The sequence below is a fragment of the Calditerricola yamamurae genome, from assembly GCF_054654135.1.
Genome location: NZ_BAAIFH010000006.1, coordinates 185193 through 202796 on the forward strand (window position 1 = coordinate 185193; position 17604 = coordinate 202796).

Consider the following 17604-nt stretch of genomic DNA (forward strand, 5'->3'; position numbering starts at 1 on the left):
GCAACGCGGTTGAGTCTCTCTTGACGCGGGGGGATTGCGATGGTGGATGAGGAGAAGGGAACGTCTGCTTCCAAGGGGGAAAACGCCCCCGTTCACCGAAGGCTGGCGGTCAACCAGGCATACTTGAAGGAACGCCTCGACATCGGGGTGAGCTTTGACATCGGGGTTCGGGAGATTTCGGTAGGGGAGAAGAAGCTGGCGCTCTACTTTCTCAACGGCTTTGCCGACAACATGGTTGTGGTGGAAATGCTGCGCGAGCTTTCGCGGGTAAAGCGGGAAGAGCTGGTCCCACAGGTGCTCACGCGCATATTCCGCAAGTACTTGACCCATCCGCAGGTCGAGGAATTGCGCCGCATGGACGAGGTGGTAGACAAGCTGCTGGCCGGCCACCTGGTGGTGCTCATCGACGGCGAGCAGACCGCCTTGGCCGTTGACGCGCGCCACTATCCGGCCCGCCAACCCGAGGAGCCCGACACTGAGCGGGTGGTTCGCGGGTCGCGCGACGGTTTCACCGAAACGCTGGTGTTCAATACCGCGTTGATCCGCCGACGCGTCCGGGACGAGCGCTTGCGCATGGAGCTGGTCCAGGTCGGGGAACGCTCGAAAACCGATGTCTGCCTCGCGTACCTGAAGGATGTTGCCGACCCGGAACTGGTCCGCCTCATTCGCGACAAACTGTCCCGCATCACCGTCGACGGGCTGCCGATGGCCGAAAAAGCCCTCGAGGAGTTTCTGGTGGGCCGCAACTGGCACCCGTTCCCCTTGGTGCGCTACACCGAGCGGCCCGACGTCGCCGCCAGCCATTTGCTCGAGGGACACGTCCTCGTCCTGGTGGACACGTCGCCCAGCGTGATCATCGCGCCGACGACCTTTTTCCACCATGTGCAACACGCCGAGGAGTACCGGCAGACGCCGGTGGTGGGCACCTATTTGCGGTGGATCCGGTTCATCGGGATTCTCCTGTCCATCTTTCTGCTGCCGCTGTGGCTCCTGTTCGTGTTCAACCCCGAGCTGCTGCCCAAGGAACTGGCCTTCATCGGGCCAAAGAAGTCCGGTGAAATACCCATTTTCTTCCAGTTTATCCTAGCCGAAATCGGCATCGACCTGATGCGTATGGCCGCCGTCCACACGCCAACGCCGCTGGCCACGGCGATGGGGCTCATCGCCGCCGTGCTGATCGGCGAAGTGGCGATCAAGGTCGGCCTGTTTGCGCCCGAAACCATCCTGTACACGGCCGTGGCGGCAATCGGGATGTTCGCCACGCCCAGCTATGAGCTATCCTTGGCCGTCAAGCTAGTCCGCCTCTTTCTCCTGCTGATGGTGTTCTTGTTCAAGGTTCCGGGTTTCGTCCTCGGTGTCACCCTCGTCATCTTTGTTCTGGCCATGACCCGCTCCCTCAACACCCCCTACCTTTGGCCGCTCATCCCCTTCAACTGGCCCGCGCTGCGCACCATTTTGTTCCGCACCAGCGTGCCGTCGATGAAAACGCGGCCGAGCATCGTGCGCCCGCAGGACGCCCGCCGCCAATGACCTTCCGGGAAGGGTTCGTGAACGCCGCCCGCGGGGACAAACGCCAAATTGAGCGCATGCCGAATCTGTGGTATAATCCGGGCAACTATAAAGGTGAGTTGCCTTTTTCTTTTTAGGCAAAGGAAGTAGGGATGGGGAGGACCCGAGATGCACCTGCACGGCACAAGCCGGATCAACGAAAAGGGGCACCTGGAGATCGGCGGCTGCGACACCGTAGAGTTGGCCCGCATCTTTGGCACGCCCCTCATCGTCTACGACGAGGCCCTGATCCGCGAGAAATGCCGCGCCTTTGTCGAGGCGTTCCGCAAAACCGGGGCGCGCTTTCAGGTGGCCTACGCGAGCAAGGCCTTTTGCACCGTGGCCATGTGTCAGTTGGCGGCCGAGGAAGGCCTCGCCCTCGACGTGGTGTCGGACGGGGAACTGTATACGGCGCAGAAGGCCGGGTTTCCGCCGGAGCGCATCCACTTTCACGGCAACAACAAGACGCCCGAGGAGCTGGTCATGGCCCTCGACGTGGGTATCGGTTGCGTGGTGGTGGACAACTTCCACGAGCTGGCCATGCTGGCGGACATGGCACGCGAGCGGGGACAGCGCGTGAACATCCTCTTGCGGGTGACGCCCGGCGTGGAGGCCCACACCCACGCCTACATCCAGACGGGACAGGAGGATTCCAAGTTCGGCTTTGATATCGGCAGCGGGATGGCCGTTGAGGCGGTCAAGCGCGCCCTCAGCGCGCCGGCGCTTGCCCTTGTGGGCGTGCACTGCCACATCGGGTCCCAGATCTTTGAGACCGAGGGGTTTGTCGCGGCCATCTCCCGCGTCATGGCGTTCCTGGACGCCGTTCGGGCGGAAACGGGGTACGTGGCCGCGGTGGTCAACCTCGGCGGCGGCTTCGGCATTCGCTACACCGAGAACGACGCGCCGCTGCCCGTGGCCGCCTACGTGGAGGCGATCGTCTCCGCCGTGCGTCGGGAGTGCGGTGCGCGGGCATACCCGGAACCGGAAATCTGGCTCGAGCCGGGGCGCAGCATCGTGGGCGAGGCGGGAACGACGTTGTACACGGTGGGCGCGGTGAAAGTGATTCCCGGCCTGCGCACGTATGTTGCCGTCGACGGCGGGATGGCCGACAACATCCGCCCGGCCCTCTACCAGGCTCGCTACGAGGCGATGCTGGCCAACCGCGGGTGGGAAAAGCCGACGGAAACGGTGTCGATTGCCGGGAAAACCTGCGAGTCGGGGGATATGCTGATCTGGGATATTGCCTTGCCTCCGGTGCGTCCGGGCGACCTCTTGGCCGTCTCCTGCACCGGCGCGTACACCTATTCGATGGCCAGCAACTACAACCGCCTGCGCCGCCCGGCCGTCGTCTTTGTACGCGACGGTCGGGCCAAGGTGGTCGTGCGGCGCGAGACCTACGACGATCTGGTGCGTAACGACATGCCGCTGTCGGTGGAGGCGGCGGCGCGGTCATGAAGCGGGGCACGCGCTCGGAAGAAGGTCCGGGCGCGCCTTTTGTATGGCCTGCATGGGATTGCCGGGCTTGCAACGGAGAGGCGGGTGTGCGAAGGTAGAGGGGCGAGGAAGCTTCGACCAGAGGAGGGAAGGACATGAAGGGGAATGCGGGGCGACGGACGACAAGCCGCCGGTGGGCGATACGCGCGTGGCTGCTCGGGGTCATGCTTTTGGTGTGGGCGTACATGGCGGCGGGAACCGCGGCGGTAGAAACGGGGAAAACGGTTTATGTCGTGCCCGTGCGCGATGCCATCGAACGCGGGCTGGCGGCCTACCTGGAGCGGGCGTTGGCCGAGGCGGCAGAAGGGGGCGCCGACCTTGTTCTGCTGGAGCTGGACACGCCGGGCGGGAAGCTTGGCGCTGCCGACCGGATCGGGCATCTCGTGCGTACCTCTCCCATACCGGTGGTGGCGTACATCGTCAACAACGCGTTCTCCGCCGGGACCTACATTGCCCTGAATGCTGACAACATTGCCATGGCCCCCGGCAGTGCAATGGGCGCGGCAACACCGGTCGATTGGGCCGGCCGACCCGCGGGTCCCAAGGTCGTCTCGGCGTGGGCGGAGAAGATGGCCGCTGCGGCCCAGGCGAGGGAGCGCAACCCGCAGATCGCCCGGGCGATGGTCGATCCCGAGATGGCGATACCGGGTGTGGGGGAAAAGGGCCAGGTGCTCTCGCTTACGGCGCAGGAAGCGCTGCGTCTCGGGTATGCCGACGTTCTCGCCGCGTCGCGCGACGAGGTGCTGGCCAAGATGGGGATGGCGGGGGCCCAGGTGGTAACCGTCACGCCAACGATGGGGGAACGCATCGCCCGATGGGTGACGCACCCGTACGTTGCGCCCCTCCTGTTGGCGGGGGGATTTGTCGGGCTCTTGTGGGAGCTGCTTACGCCCGGTTTTGGTTTGCCCGGTGTGGCGGGGTTGATTCTGCTCGGCTTGTACTTTTTCGGCCATTTGGCGGCTGGCTTTGCCGACGCGGTGCATCTCGTCCTGTTCTTCGCCGGGGTGGTGCTCCTGTTGGTGGAGGTGTTCGTACCCGGTTTTGGTGTCTTTGGCGCCCTGGGTGTGGCGGCCGTTGCCGCGAGCGTTGTGCTGGCCGCATCCGACGCGGCGCAGGGCCTCATCACCTTCGGCATCGCCGCCCTGGTGGCGATTGTCTTTGCCGCCTTTGCGGTGCGTTACGGGGCGCGCCGCGGCCTGTTTCGCCGTTTTGTCTTGAAGGACGCCCTGCGCACGGAGGCGGGGTATGTGGCCCCGCCGTCCCGCGAGGCCCTCGTCGGGAAGCGGGGCAAAACGCTCACCCCGCTGCGGCCGGCCGGTTCTGTCCTCATCGACGGCGAACGCGTCGATGTGGTCAGCGACGGCGGATACATTCCCGCTGACCGCCAGGTGGAAGTGATCCAGGTAGAAGGCGTGCGGGTTGTGGTGCGGGCGGTGGAAGAGTAAAATGATGTCAAATGCCGGGGAAGGAGTGCGGACATGGTCATTGAGACGGGTACCGTAGGGCTGTTGATGATCGCCGGGCTCGTGGTCATCGCGCTGGCCGTCTTTTTCACCTTTGTGCCGGTGATGCTGTGGATCTCGGCGCTGGCTTCGGGGGTGCCGATCAGCATCCTCACCCTCGTCGGGATGCGCCTGCGCCGAGTCGTGCCGGCGCGCATCGTCAACCCCCTGATCAAGGCGCGCAAGGCGGGGCTGGACCTGACGATCAACCAGTTGGAGAGCCATTACCTGGCCGGCGGAAACGTCGACCGGGTCGTCGACGCCCTCATCGCCGCGCAACGGGCCAACATTCCCCTTACCTTCGAGCGGGCCGCGGCCATCGACCTGGCCGGGCGCGACGTGCTGGAGGCGGTGCAGATGAGCGTCAACCCGAAGGTGATCGAGACGCCCGTCGTGGCGGCGGTGGCGATGGATGGCATTGAAGTGAAGGTGCGCGCCCGCGTGACGGTGCGCGCCAACATCGACCGCCTCGTCGGCGGCGCCGGGGAGGAGACGATCATCGCCCGCGTGGGGGAAGGGATCGTGTCGACGATCGGTTCGGCGAAGTCGCACAAAGAGGTGTTGGAAAATCCTGATTCCATCTCCCACACGGTGCTGGAGAAGGGGCTCGACTCCGGAACGGCCTTTGAAATCCTGTCCATCGACATCGCCGACGTCGATGTGGGCAAGAACATCGGCGCCCAGCTGCAGATCGACCAGGCCGAGGCGGACAAGAACATCGCCCAGGCCAAGGCCGAGGAGCGTCGGGCCATGGCCGTGGCGCGGGAACAGGAGATGAAGGCGCGTGTGCAGGAGATGCGGGCCAAAGTGGTCGAGGCGGAGGCGCAGGTGCCCCTGGCCATTGCCGAGGCGCTGCGCTCGGGCAACCTGGGCGTGCTCGACTACTTCAACATGCGCAACCTCATGGCCGACACGGAGATGCGTGAGGCGCTGAGCCGCTTGACCGGCAAGGGCAAGGACGGGAGCGGCGGGGCAGGGGAAGGCGATGGAGCGGCTGATTGACGTTCTGTTTTCAAATATCTGGCTGCTAATCGCGCTGTACTGGCTTTTGCTGTTCCTGTTTCCGGAACGGCGGCAGCAGGCGAAACGCCGCGCCGAACCAAGACAGTCCGGTTCTTTGGCGTCCCCGCCGGCGACCCGGGATCCCGTTCCCCCCGGCGGCGCGCCGATTGACCGACCGGACGGCCCCGCCCTGCCGGCACCGCCGCCCGCCGGTCCGCGTCATGTCCCTGTTGCTTCGCCCCATCCGCCGACGGCGACCGCACCGCAGAACGCGGCGGACGCCGAGGGGCCGCGGCCGGTACGAAAGGGGCGAGACGGCACGGCGCGGCCAGCGAACGCCCCATTGGCCTTACCGTTGTCCGCCGATGCGGTGGTGGCGGGTATCCTGTGGGCGCAGGTGCTGCACGCGCCCCGCGCAAAAGCTCCCCATCCGCTGGTGCGGGGCGCGCGCCCTCGCATGGGCGATGAACGGTAATCCACGGCCCGTTGGCGCTTGTAGCCGCCGACGGGCCGTTCGTTCGCAGGCGGGGATTGTGGCGCGTGGCGGTCTTTTCCTGTATCCACCAACTTCGTCACGTCGCGCCCGCAGGACCGGTGGTGGTACTGGCCGTTCCCGCAGATCGGTCAACGCTTTCCACCCCGGGCAACGGGGAACGCCGACGACGAAGCGCCGACACGAGCAACAGTACCAGCGGCAGGAGGATTTGCATCACCGTTTTGTACACCGGGAGGGCCGTCCCGATAAAGCGCAGCAATTGGGAGAAACCGGGTGCCGACCAAACCGCCATGATGAGCACGAGCAAGGCGAGGGGAAGGGCGAGGGGGCGATAGTCGGAAAGCCCCAGCCATTGTGCGGTGCCCAGAACCAGCATGTAGTGGAACACGGCGATTTTGACAAACACGCTGCTCACCCACAGGGCCATGACGAGGGCGTCGATGTTTTGCAGGAATTGGGCGACGTCGATATACTGCACGGCACGATAGGTCGGAAAGGTCAGGCGGGACGTGATGTCCCCGAACAGCCACAGCGTGGCAAGGTTGGCGATTGTGAGGGTGGCGGTAACGAACACGACCATAATAAGGCCGCTCTTCATCCCGTTTTGCCGGTCTGTGAGAAAGGGAAGCAGAAACGCCAGGAGAAACAGTTCGCTCATCCACCCTTGGGGAACGAACGCCCCTTTCAAGGACGGGGCGAAGCCGTGTTCCAGGATCGGCAGCATGTTCTTCGGATCGAGTTCGGGCAGGATCAGCACAATGAACAGCGCCACCACGGCGACGAAAACGGGTACGAACAGCTCGGCCAGCCGGCCGACGACCTCCACGCCCCCGCGCGCGGCGAAGGCGGAAATGAGCAGGATGCTGCCCATCACGACAACGATGGGCGTACGCGTGAAAAATGCCCCGATCACGAATTCGCCGTATTCCCGCACGATGACCCCGGAGAGGAAAAGGTAATAGAACAGGTACAGAAAGCCGACCAGTTTCCCGAGAAACGGGCCGAGAAGGGTGACACTGTACTGGATCACCGTCTGCCCTGGATGTCGCGTATGGAGGGCATAGGCGATGGCAACGGTCAGCATGCCGACGAGGGAGGCCCACAGGGGCGAAATCCACATGTCCCGGCCGGCGTATTGGCTGATGAAGGCGGGGGCAACAAGGATGTACGTAGACAGAATGGACAGATACATCATCTTGGCCAGTTGGGACGATGAGATTTTTCCGCGCTCGATCATGACAGCGGTTCTCCCCTTTCTTGATGCCGCGAGGGCATTGCCCCACCGGAAATGGCGGCGGTCTTATTTCCCGATTCCAATACGTTCCAACCCTCTCACCACGGGATGGAACACCCACTCCACCAACTGACGGGGGCCGGGAAGCTCGGGCCAAAACAGCAGCAGCACGCTCAGGAGCCAACCGAGTGCCGTCAGGACGACAAAGGTCCGCCGCTCGTTTTTCCGATGGGCGTCGATTTTGGGCCACTCGTACAGCGCCATGGCGGCAACGAGCACGGTGAGGCCCGCCACCGCTCCCCACTTCACTTTTTCTTCACCTCGCTTTCCGGAATGGCCGGCGGCACGTTGGTCAAACCGGCCCGCCTCACGCTCGCCTTCACGCGCACGGTGACCTCCACCGTTGGAAAGATCTCGTTCCATCGCGTTTTGGCCGCCTGCCATTCCTTGGGGTACGCGCGCCGGAACGCTTCGCCAAATCCGAAAATGTCCGCCTTCAATTGTTTCTGGGCGAGGTCAAGCGCTTCACGCACCCGGATGTTGATGATTTCTTCCGTCTTGTTCTCCAGCATTTTCGCCACTTTGGGGTCATCGGGGTCCAGGGTGGACGCGTTGTGCACAACGTCGTCGTCTGTGATGATGTCCAGCGTCAGTTTCCACTTGCCGTTGTGAATCGACGGACGCATCGTCGTATGGGCCTTCAATTGCTGCATGGAAATGTAGCCGTCGCGGTCGACTTTGGCGGTTATGGTGGCGGTCTCGATCTCGTCGCGCACCCACAGGATGCCGCGCATCAGCCGGTCGTCGGCGTAGCCGATCATCTTGCCGCCTTTGAAGATCGCCGCCCCGTTGAGCCGCAGCAGGGTTCCTCGGTCCTGATTCCCGTCGACCGCTGTCTTCTCGATCCACGGCACGATCACCGTCTGCTGCTCGGTGTGCAGCTTCTGCAGCAGATCCTTCAGCGTGGTGCGTTTCCCGAAGCGGAATTCGGCCAGCTCGCGCATCGCTTCGGCTGCGTTGCGCTCGATGGGGGGAATGTGCGCCAGCACCTGCTCGGCGTCTCCCTTGCTGACGAATACGAAGGCGTGCAGGCGGTTGCGCGGAAAGCGGGCGAAAAAGTCGACGTGCGGGACAATTCCTTCCCGGGCCAGGTCTTCGCCGATCACGATCACCCGGTTGTTGCCCCAAAAAATGCGCCGCGGCAGTTTTTCCTGCAGTTTGGACATCGCGTCGGGGATGGTGACGCCTTCGGCAGCGGCGACGATCGTCGGTTTGCCGCCGCCGGACCCACTGCTCCCCATTCCTTCCCCCCCGCCGGTCGCACCCGGCATTGCCGCCGGGACGGCGAGCTGCAGGGACAGCTTGATGGTGTTGCCGTTACCTTTGTCCAGGCCGGCCGCCGTCACCAGGGCCAGATCGTTGATCTCCACGCGATCCCAACAGCCGGTCAAGAGGGGCAAGAGCAAGATCCAGAGGGAAGCGGCCATCCGTCCGGCACCGGCGATACGTCCCGCGCGGTTCATGGCACCAGCACGACCTCCATGTGGTTTCGTTGGTTACGTTTTTCCGTCCCGGGTTGGACCGGGTTGCTGCCCGGGCGCTTGGCGGTCGCGGTCGGCCTGGCCGGTCAGCCGCGGCCGCGTGTTCAGGGCCCACCACGGCGCACGGACCAGCACGTCGCGCAGGTCGCGGCCCTTGGCCGGGGCGACGGGCGCGAGGTAGGGCACGCCGAAGGAGCGCAGCGTGCACAGGTGCACGGTAACGGCCAGGAGCCCGAGCATGATGCCCAACAGCCCGAGGGTTCCGGCGAGGAACATGATCGGAAAGCGCAGCATGCGCACGGTAATGGCTACGGGATAGCGGGGGATGGCAAAGGAGGCGATCCCCGTGATGGCGACGACCATGACCATGGGGGCCGACGCGATGCCGGCGGACACGGCCGCTTCCCCGATGACCAGCGCCCCGACGATGCTGACGGCGGCGCCGAGCTGCCGCGGCAGGCGGGCGCCGGCTTCCCGGAGGATCTCGAAGGTGCTTTCCATCAGCAGCGCTTCCACCAGTGCCGGAAAGGGAATTTCCTCCCGGGACGTTGCGATTTTTAGCTGCAGGGTGGTGGGGATCATTTCCTGATGATAGGTAATGACGGCGACGTACAGGGACGGCAGGAACAGGGCGATGAAGGTAAACACATAACGCAGCCAGCGGATGATGGTACCGATCAAGAAGCGGTTGTAGTAATCTTCGCTTGCCTGCATGAGGGAAAACAGCGTTACCGGTACCACCAACACAAAAGGTGTGCCGTCGATAAGGATTACGACGCGGCCTTCGAGGAGGCTGGCTGCCGCCACGTCCGGCCGCTCGGTGGACAGCACCTGGGGAAACGGAGACCACGGGTTGTCTTCGATGAATTCCTCGAGGTATCCGCTCTCCAGCACGCCGTCGATGTTGATGCGCTTCAGGCGGTTGGTCACTTCCTCGAGCAGCGTGGGGTCGGCGAGGCCCTCGATGTAGGCGACGGCGACCTGCGTTTGGGTATACCGGCCCACCGACAGGCTCTTCACTTTCAATTGCGGACTGCGAATTTTGCGCCGCAAAAAGGAGATGTTGATGGTGATCGTCTCGGTGAAGCCGTCGCGCGGCCCGCGAACGACCGTCTCCGCCTCCGGCTCGTCGACGGCCCGTTTCTCCCATTTGCTGATGCCAAAGGCCAGCGCACGCGTTTCGCCCTCGATGAGGAGCATCGCTTCTCCGATGGATATATGCTCGACGCACGCTGCGGTCGTGTTCACGATTTTCACTTTGGAAATGGGAATGCGCTGCTGTGCCAAGGCCAAGATGTCGGCATGGGCCTCGGGGAGGTCCATGAGCGGTTCGAGAACGTGTTCGTTTACGGCCTCTACGTCGGTTAGGCCCTCGAGGTAGAGCAGGGCGGCGTTGCGTCCTCCCCCGATCCGAAACGGGCGGACGACAAAATCACTGCAGTCGCGGTACTGTTCCTCCAGGGCGTGGACGTTTGCTTCCAAGTTCGGCGCCAGCTCGGTGTTCGATGGCGAGGACGAAATGCGTTTGGCCGGGCGTGCCGGCTTGCCTAGGAATCTTCGCCACAAACGGAGGAACATTGCGATTCAACCGCCTTTTTCCCGGAGATTGGTCTCTTTTTACCTTGTTCCGAGGAGGAAGGTTTTATTACGGAGACGATACGCGAGGGCGCAGGCTGGGCAGGTGCTCTTCGTCGAAGGTCTTGCGGGACGGGAGTGGAGGCGGTACAATGGGCGTAAAGTCGTGTATTCCGATTGGAGGTATAAGGAATGGTCGGCATGGCCCTATCGGGGCTGTTTTGCGGCGCGCTGTTGGGCTTCGTTTTGCAGCGTGGCCGCTTCTGCATGGTGAGCGCGTACCGTGATGTGTACCTGACGCGCGACAACCGGCTGTTCTTGGCCACGCTGATTGCCATTGCGGTCCAGAGTGTCGGCGTGTACACTCTGGCTGCGCTGGGCGTCATCCAGATTCCGGAGATCCCCTTCACGTACCTGGCCGCGGTCATCGGGGGGTTCTTGTTCGGGATCGGCATCGTCCTGGCCGGCGGCTGTGCGACAGGGACGTGGTACCGCGCCGGCGAGGGGCTGGTGGGGAGTTGGATTGCCCTCTTCGGGTACATGGTCGGCAGTGCGGCGACCAAATTTGGCGCGCTGAAACCGCTGCACGATGTGCTGACCGCCCCGAAAGCCCCGCACGCCTTCATTCATGAGACCTTGGGCTTGTCTCCCTGGCTGTTGGTTGTCCTCTTTTCCGGTGTGACGCTGGCGGCCGTCTGGCGCCACCTGCGGCGGCCGCAGGTGCCGGTGCCGTCTCCGAAACCGCGGAAACGGGGGCTGGCCCACCTGCTCTTCGAAAAGCGCTGGCATCCCTTCGTCACCGCCGTGCTGGTCGGCCTGATCGCCGTGTTGGCCTGGCCGCTCAGCGAAGCGACGGGACGGTTGTACGGCCTTGGCGTCACCACGCCGACGGGCAAGCTGCTCCAATACGCCGTGACCGGTGACGCGTCGGTCCTCGATTGGGGCGTGTTTCTCGTGGTGGGCATCGCCCTGGGGTCGTATGCGGCGGCGAAGGGCAGCGGCGAGTTCCGCTGGCGCGTGCCCGACGCGAATACGGCGATGCGGAGTCTCATCGGCGGCCTGATCATGGGCTTTGGCGCCGGGATTGCCGGCGGGTGCACCATCGGGAACGGTCTGGTCAACACCGCCCTCTTCACCTGGGAAGGCTGGGTGGCCACGCCCTTTATCATCCTCGGAACGTGGACGGCGACGTATTGGATCATGGTTCGCCCGCGACGCCGCGCGCAGCGGGTTGTGGTGACCGGTGCTGCACAGAGCGCGTAAGTGGACAATCGGGGAGGGAATGGGCATGACGAAACACCTGCGCGTACTCGGAATGGTGTGCCCCTTTCCGCTCATCGAGGCGGAGAACGCCATGGCGGAACTGGCGCCAGGGGATGAATTGGTGATCGACTTTGATTGCACCCAGGCGACGGAAAGCCTGCCCCGCTGGGCGGTGCAAAACGGTCACGAGGTGGTGGCCTTTGAGCAGACCGGCGATGCCCAGTGGCAGATCCGCATCCGAAAAGGGGCATAACGCCGGGGTTGATCGTCCAGAATGCAACAAACGGCCTGCACGTGTGTGCAGGCCGCAGGGAACAGGCGACTCCCTCGTCGTCCTTACGGCAAAGGGAGTCGCCTTTTTGTTTGTTACCCCGACGATTTCGACTTGGTGGCTGCCGTTTGTGCCCGAAAATGGGGCAGGACGTACTCGCCCACTTCTTCCAGCACCTCGTGGGCCGGTCGCTGGCCGTATTTGAGGTTGAGGGCAACGTGGTTGACGCCGATCGCCTGCAATGTGTTCAACAACTCGATCAGGACGTTGCGGCCCAAGCGGTAGCCCAGGTGGATCGGCCGTGGCGGCTCATCCGGGTCGTGGGCGAGGTCGATGTAGAGGGACTGGGCGAAGGGCTTAAAGACGCCGGGAGCAGCCTCTTCGGTGGCCCGCCGCCACTCGCTGACCACCCGCTGTTGCACTTGTGGCGGGCGAGGATACATGATCCAACCGTCGCTGTGCCGGGCGATCCACTCGATGGGTTGTTGGCTGTGGCCAGTGACGAGGGTCGGGATCCAGCCCGCCGGCGGCTTGGGCACCAGGTCGGCACCGCTCATGTGTCCCCACGGGGAGTCGATGTACGGGAACCGTTCGGCCCATGCCCGACGGATAAAGTCCAGGGATTCCCGGAAGAGCTGGCCGCGCTCCTCCCATCCCTTGCCGAAGGCCGGGAATTCCACGGGACGGTCACCGGTGGCCACCCCCAAAACCAGCCGCCGGCCGGACAACTCGTCGACAGAGGCCGCCGCTTTCGCCACATGAAGGGGATGGCGCAGGGGCAGGATGATGGCGCCGGTGACCAGGGCAATGCTGCGCGTCTGTGCGGCGATGTAACCGAGGTACACCCACGGGTCATAGATCTGGCCGATGTCCCCGAAGTTGGGATCCAGGAGCGGCACGTCGCGGAACCAGAGGGCCGTGAAGCCGAGCGCTTCCGCCCGTTGGGCCAAGGCCACCTGATTGCGCATGGTCGGATTGGCTCCCTCAAACGCCTCGATCGGGAAGAAGACGCCCAGCGTCAGCCGACCGGGCTGAAACATCTGTTCAAATCCCGGATGGACGGGCTTTGAGGCGGTTCCAGCGACACGAGCCATGTTCGGTACACCTCCGAGATGACGGCCGCCACACCGGGTGCGGTTTACACCGGTTTATTCGCATTACAGATTATTAGTATCACAAACGAAACCCCATCGAAAAGAGGACCCCGTGACGGACGGAAGGCGGCCCCCCCTTCCACGCCGCGTGCTTTGCCGAAAACATCGGGCCGGGCGCGACAAGGGAACCCTGGCCAAGGGGCTGCAGGCCAAGCTGCAAAGAGCGTGTAAAGTTTCAGTAGGAACACGGTGAGGAAAAAACGAAAAGAGACCTCACCGCAAGTTGTCTGGCCAGGCAACTTGCCCCGACACGAAGTCGAGGAGGCGGTGAGGTCTCATGGAATGGATTCGCGAAACCGTGCAAGAAATCCTCCTTCTTGTGCAGGAAATGGCTGACCTCCTGAAGCAAAGCCCGGATTTTGAGGCATTGGAGAAGGGCATCTACCGGCTGGTGCAGCAGGCAACCCTCCGGCTTTTGCAGGCGTCCTGTGCGGAGTTGGATCAACAGTTTATGAAAAACCGGGATCGGAAGCATTTAAAGATCGTGCATCGCAAGGAGCGCACGGTACTGACGCCCTTTGGTGAGGTGCGTATTGAGCGGCGGTACTACGTGGACCGGGAAAGCGGTCAGGGCCGGTACCTTCTGGATGAGGCGCTGGGCTTGGCACCACGCCAGCGGCTTTCGCCGTGGGCAAGACAGTTGGCCGTAGCCCTGGCGGTGGAGATGCCGTATCACCGGGCAGCGGAAGTGCTCAAGCACGTGACGCTTGGGAATGTGGACATCCGGGCCATGAGCATCTGGCAGGAGGTACAAAAGGCCGGTAGGGAATTGGGGCAACAGATCGAACAGCGGCGGCGGGATGTGTTTGAACGGGGCGTAAGCCCCAAAGGGCAACGAAAGAGCTCGGCAGTGTATGTGGAAGCGGATGAGGTTTGGGTACCAGCCCGGCGTTCGGAAGGGAAGCGGGCAACGATTCCCGTTAAGGTGGCGGTGGCCTACGAGGGAAAAGGGGACGTTTCGGCCCAGCGGCGTCGTTTGCAAGAACGTTGTGTGCATGCCGGTGTAGCAGAAGGGACGACCTTTTGGGAAGAGTGCGTGGCGAAGTTTGGTGAACATTGGGATTTCGGCGCAGTGGAGCGATGGTATGTGGGGGGTGATGGAGCGGCGTTTGTAAAAGAAGGGTGTGCGTATTTTCCGGGAGCGCAATACCGGCTCGATCCGTTTCACCTTCGTCGGAACCTGGTGGAGAGTCTTCGACATGACGAGAAGGCGTATCGGGAGGTTTGTGCTGCGCTGGCAACGTCCGATTGGGAAGGGGTTGAGCAGGCTCTGAAAGCAGCCGAACATCGCAGCCGCGGGGCACAGCGGCAGCGTGTGGTTCAGTTGCGGCGCTATCTGCGGACCAACTGGGAAGGCATTCGGGAGTTGGGAGAGCCCGTGCGATTAGGGGCGATTGAGGGACAAGTGTTTCATCACATTGCACGGCGGATGAAGCGTCATGGAGCGCGTTGGAGCGTCGAGGGGGCCGGCCGGTTGGCGCGGCTTTTGGCGTCGCGGGCAAATGGGGAACTGGCTGAAGTGGTGAAAACCAAGTGGACAGCCCAACCGGAAAGAATGAGCCATGTGTTTGGCAAAGGAGCGGCGGAGGAAAGGGAAAAGAGTTGGAGAGCAGACATAGAGGGATGGCTGCGCGCAAGGATTCCGGCCCTTAACGGGCCTGGATCCGGTGCGCCTTGGGTAAAGTATGTGCTTCGTGAGCTTGTGCGGGCGATTCCAAGAAGGGTGTAAACCGATCACTCAAATTTTTGTGTCGGGGCACCTACTGAAAGTTGACACGCACGCTGCAAACGAATTGTTGACAGAGGATTAGATGATCTCGTATAGTTAAAGCAAATCACACGTAGAACAACCGCATAGCACCATGATCCAGCTCTTATCAAGAGTGGCGGAGGGACTGGCCCGATGAAGCCCGGCAACCTACCGACGCACGGTCGGTGTGGTGCCAATTCCTGCAGAGATGGTTCATCTCTGGGAGATGAGAGCGGAACGACAATTCCGGCCTTTCATCTGCAGAGATGAAAGGCCTTTTTCGTTGTTGGCAAGCAAACTGTAGGGACACGTAAAGGAGGAAGAGGCGGTGCGCGTCGAATCCTGTTTGGCCCAAATTGGCAACCGGAAGGACATCGTTACCGGTGCTGTGAGCTACCCGGTCTACTACGCGGCCACGTACGGCCACCCGGCGCTGGGGCAGAGCACCGGCTTTGACTACTCCCGCCTGGCCAATCCGACGCGGAAGGTGCTGGAGGAGGCCATCGCCGCGCTGGAAGGCGGCGACGGCGGGTTCGCCTGCGCGTCGGGCATGGCGGCGATCCAGACGGTGGCGGCCCTCTTTTCCCGCGGCGACCACGTCGTGCTGTCCCACGACCTCTATGGCGGCACATACCGGCTGTTTGAACAGGTGCTGGCCCGGGCGGGGGTGACGGCCACCTACGTCGACGCCTCGTCCGTCGACGCGGTGCGCCGGGCCCTGCGGCCGAACACCAAAGCCCTTTTCATCGAAACGCCGACCAACCCCCTCCTGCAGGTGGCCGACATCGCCGCCCTGGCGAAGGTGGCCAGGGACCACGGCCTGCTCCTCATCGTCGATAACACGCTGATGAGCCCGTACCTGCAGCGGCCCCTTGCACTGGGCGCCGACATCGTCGTCCACAGTGCGACGAAGTACCTCGGCGGACACAACGACGTCCTCGCCGGCCTGATCGTGACCAGGGGCGAGGAGCTGACCGAGCGCGTGGCGTTCCTGCACAACGCCATCGGCGCGGTGCTCGGCCCGCAGGATTCCTGGCTGCTCATGCGCGGGATGAAAACCCTGGCCGTGCGCCTCGACCGCCAGCAGGAAAACGCGTCGCGCATCGCCCGTTTCCTGGCTGACCATCCGCTCGTGGAGGCGGTGTATTTCCCCGATCTGCCCGGCCATCCCGGACGCGAGGTCCATTTCCGTCAGGCGAAGGGGCCGGGGGCGCTCCTGTCGTTCCGGGTCGTCGACCCGGCCCTGGTGGAGCCGGTGCTGCGCCATGTGCGGCTCATCACCTTCGCCGAAAGCCTGGGTGGCGTGGAGAGCCTCATCACCTATCCGGCGATGCAGACCCATGCCGAGATCCCCGAGGCGATCCGCCGCGCCGTCGGGGTCGACGACAGGCTGCTGCGCCTGTCCGTCGGCATCGAGCACGCGGATGACCTGATTGCCGACCTGGCCCAGGCCCTCGAGCGGGCGGCGGAGGAGGTGGGCCGCGGTCGGGCCAAGGTGCTGGCGGAAGGGGAACGTGCAGGGGCACCCCCAAGCGGCCGGGAAGCCGAGCCGGTGGGAACGCATCCCTGTGGAGCCCTATCCGCGGCGGTCCGCACGGGAGAGGAGGGAACGAGGTGAAGTTTGCTACGCGGCTCATTCACCCCGGGTCGGAAACCGATCCCGTCACCGGTGCAGCCAGCGTGCCGATCTACCTGGCCAGCACGTACCACCACGCGTCCCTCGATGAGCCGCCCGCCTTCGACTATGCGCGCTCAGGCAACCCGACGCGGGCAGCGCTGGAGGAGGCAGCGGCACGGCTGGAAGGCGGGGCGGCGGCCTTCGCCTTTTCCTCCGGCATGGCCGCCATCGCCAGCGTGTTGATGCTCTTTTCCACCGGTGACCATCTCGTCGTTTCGGAGGACGTTTACGGCGGCACGTACCGTCTGTTGACCACGGTGTTGGCGCGATTGGGCATCGAGACCACCTTCGTCGACACCACCGACCCCGAGCGGGTGGCGGCCGCCGTCCGGCCCAACACGAAGGCCCTCTACATCGAGACGCCGTCGAACCCGACGCTGAAGATCACCGACCTGCGGGCGATGGTGGCCATTGCGCAGCGCCACGGCCTGCTCACCATCGTCGACAACACGTTTCTCACGCCGTACCGGCAGCGGCCGCTGGAACTGGGGTGCGACATCGTCGTCCACAGCGCGACGAAGTTCCTGAGCGGCCACAGTGATGTCGTGGCCGGGCTGGCCATCGTTCGCGACGCGGAGCTGGGCCGCCGCCTGTACGCGGTGCAAAACGCCGTCGGCGCCGTGCTCGGCGTCCAGGACAGCTGGCTCCTGTGCGCGGCCTCAAGACGCTGAAGGTGCGGCTCGACCAGGCCGAGCGCACCGCCGCGCAACTGGCCGCCTGGCTCAAGACCCATCCGGCCGTTCGCCGCGTCTACTACCCGGGCCTGCGCGACCATCCCGGCCACGCGACGCACCGGTCCCAGGCCACCGGCGATGGGGCGGTGCTGGCCTTCGATCTGGGATCGGCCGAGGCGGTGCGCCGCTTCGTTCAGGCCGTGCGCCTGCCCATCGTGGCCGTGAGCCTGGGCGCCGTCGAGAGCATCCTTACCTATCCCGCGCGGATGTCCCACGCGGCCATGCCGCCCGAGGTGCGCCGCGCGCGGGGCATCGGTGACGGCCTCCTGCGCCTGTCGGTGGGACTGGAGGCGCTGGAGGACCTCCAGGCCGACCTGGCCCAGGCCCTTGCGGCAGCCGGTGCCGCACTGCCGCAGCGATAA

General features: G+C 64.0%; 14 protein-coding genes, 1 pseudogene and 1 riboswitch. Of the genes and pseudogenes, 10 read left to right on the forward strand and 5 right to left on the reverse strand.

The window, feature by feature from the left end; genetic code table 11:
• The first annotated feature begins 39 nt into the window (after positions 1 to 39).
• From ACYQ0Z_RS07260 to ACYQ0Z_RS07280, 5 genes are all read left to right on the forward strand, one after another.
• Positions 40 to 1530: a spore germination protein gene (locus ACYQ0Z_RS07260; RefSeq protein ID WP_459866039.1), complete on the forward strand. Its 1491-nt coding sequence runs from the start codon at positions 40 to 42 to the stop codon at positions 1528 to 1530.
• A gap of 147 nt (positions 1531 to 1677) precedes the next feature.
• Entirely contained in the window at positions 1678 to 3003 is a 1326-nt protein-coding gene (gene lysA / locus ACYQ0Z_RS07265; RefSeq protein WP_459866042.1) for a diaminopimelate decarboxylase, read from the forward strand.
• Positions 3004 to 3137: 134 nt separating this feature from the next.
• Positions 3138 to 4487 (forward strand): NfeD family protein, encoded by a 1350-nt coding sequence (locus ACYQ0Z_RS07270; RefSeq protein WP_459866045.1) that lies wholly within the window; start codon positions 3138 to 3140, stop codon positions 4485 to 4487.
• A gap of 33 nt (positions 4488 to 4520) precedes the next feature.
• Positions 4521 to 5546, forward strand: coding sequence for a flotillin-like protein FloA (gene floA / locus ACYQ0Z_RS07275; protein WP_459866048.1), 1026 nt, complete (start codon positions 4521 to 4523; stop codon positions 5544 to 5546).
• Positions 5530 to 6021, forward strand: a complete 492-nt coding sequence (locus ACYQ0Z_RS07280) for a hypothetical protein (protein ID WP_459866051.1) — start codon at positions 5530 to 5532, stop codon at positions 6019 to 6021. The genes floA and ACYQ0Z_RS07280 overlap by 17 nt, the downstream gene beginning before the upstream one ends.
• A 97-nt stretch (positions 6022 to 6118) precedes the next feature.
• Here the strand turns inward: ACYQ0Z_RS07280 and ACYQ0Z_RS07285 are convergent, their stop codons facing one another.
• The 4 genes from ACYQ0Z_RS07285 to ACYQ0Z_RS07300 all read right to left on the reverse strand — a co-directional run bounded on the left by ACYQ0Z_RS07285 (position 6119) and on the right by ACYQ0Z_RS07300 (position 10395).
• On the reverse strand, positions 6119 to 7279 hold the full coding sequence (locus ACYQ0Z_RS07285) for a GerAB/ArcD/ProY family transporter (protein WP_459866054.1): 1161 nt from the start codon (positions 7277 to 7279) through the stop codon (positions 6119 to 6121).
• Positions 7280 to 7342: 63 nt separating this feature from the next.
• Positions 7343 to 7585 (reverse strand): hypothetical protein, encoded by a 243-nt coding sequence (locus tag ACYQ0Z_RS07290; RefSeq protein ID WP_459866057.1) that lies wholly within the window; start codon positions 7583 to 7585, stop codon positions 7343 to 7345.
• Positions 7582 to 8799 carry a Ger(x)C family spore germination protein gene (locus ACYQ0Z_RS07295; RefSeq protein WP_459866060.1) on the reverse strand — a complete coding sequence of 406 codons (1218 nt, stop codon included), beginning with the start codon at positions 8797 to 8799 and terminating at the stop codon, positions 7582 to 7584. Before ACYQ0Z_RS07295 ends, ACYQ0Z_RS07290 begins: the two co-directional genes overlap by 4 nt.
• A gap of 33 nt (positions 8800 to 8832) precedes the next feature.
• Positions 8833 to 10395 (reverse strand): spore germination protein, encoded by a 1563-nt coding sequence (locus ACYQ0Z_RS07300; RefSeq protein WP_459866063.1) that lies wholly within the window; start codon positions 10393 to 10395, stop codon positions 8833 to 8835.
• Positions 10396 to 10584: 189 nt separating this feature from the next.
• Here ACYQ0Z_RS07300 and ACYQ0Z_RS07305 point away from each other — a divergent pair, with 189 nt between their 5' ends.
• Together ACYQ0Z_RS07305 and ACYQ0Z_RS07310 are read left to right on the forward strand one after the other, a co-directional pair.
• Positions 10585 to 11655, forward strand: a complete 1071-nt coding sequence (locus ACYQ0Z_RS07305) for a YeeE/YedE thiosulfate transporter family protein (RefSeq protein ID WP_459866067.1) — start codon at positions 10585 to 10587, stop codon at positions 11653 to 11655.
• Positions 11656 to 11680: 25 nt separating this feature from the next.
• Positions 11681 to 11908, forward strand: coding sequence for a sulfurtransferase TusA family protein (locus tag ACYQ0Z_RS07310; protein WP_459866070.1), 228 nt, complete (start codon positions 11681 to 11683; stop codon positions 11906 to 11908).
• Positions 11909 to 12021: 113 nt separating this feature from the next.
• On the opposite strand, the gene ACYQ0Z_RS07315 is transcribed toward ACYQ0Z_RS07310, so the two are convergent.
• Positions 12022 to 13020 carry an LLM class oxidoreductase gene (locus tag ACYQ0Z_RS07315; RefSeq protein WP_459866073.1) on the reverse strand — a complete coding sequence of 333 codons (999 nt, stop codon included), beginning with the start codon at positions 13018 to 13020 and terminating at the stop codon, positions 12022 to 12024.
• 337 nt (positions 13021 to 13357) lie between these two features.
• On the opposite strand from ACYQ0Z_RS07315, the gene ACYQ0Z_RS07320 reads away from it, so the two are divergent.
• The 3 genes and pseudogenes from ACYQ0Z_RS07320 to ACYQ0Z_RS07330 all read left to right on the forward strand — a co-directional run bounded on the left by ACYQ0Z_RS07320 (position 13358) and on the right by ACYQ0Z_RS07330 (position 17604).
• On the forward strand, positions 13358 to 14809 hold the full coding sequence (locus ACYQ0Z_RS07320; RefSeq protein ID WP_459863556.1) for an ISLre2 family transposase: 1452 nt from the start codon (positions 13358 to 13360) through the stop codon (positions 14807 to 14809).
• A gap of 142 nt (positions 14810 to 14951) precedes the next feature.
• Positions 14952 to 15063, forward strand: a riboswitch (SAM riboswitch).
• Between the two features lie 95 nt (positions 15064 to 15158).
• Positions 15159 to 16448, forward strand: coding sequence for an aminotransferase class I/II-fold pyridoxal phosphate-dependent enzyme (locus tag ACYQ0Z_RS07325; protein ID WP_459866076.1), 1290 nt, complete (start codon positions 15159 to 15161; stop codon positions 16446 to 16448).
• Positions 16445 to 17604: pseudogene (locus ACYQ0Z_RS07330) on the forward strand (aminotransferase class I/II-fold pyridoxal phosphate-dependent enzyme). The gene ACYQ0Z_RS07325 and the pseudogene ACYQ0Z_RS07330 overlap by 4 nt, the downstream one beginning before the upstream one ends.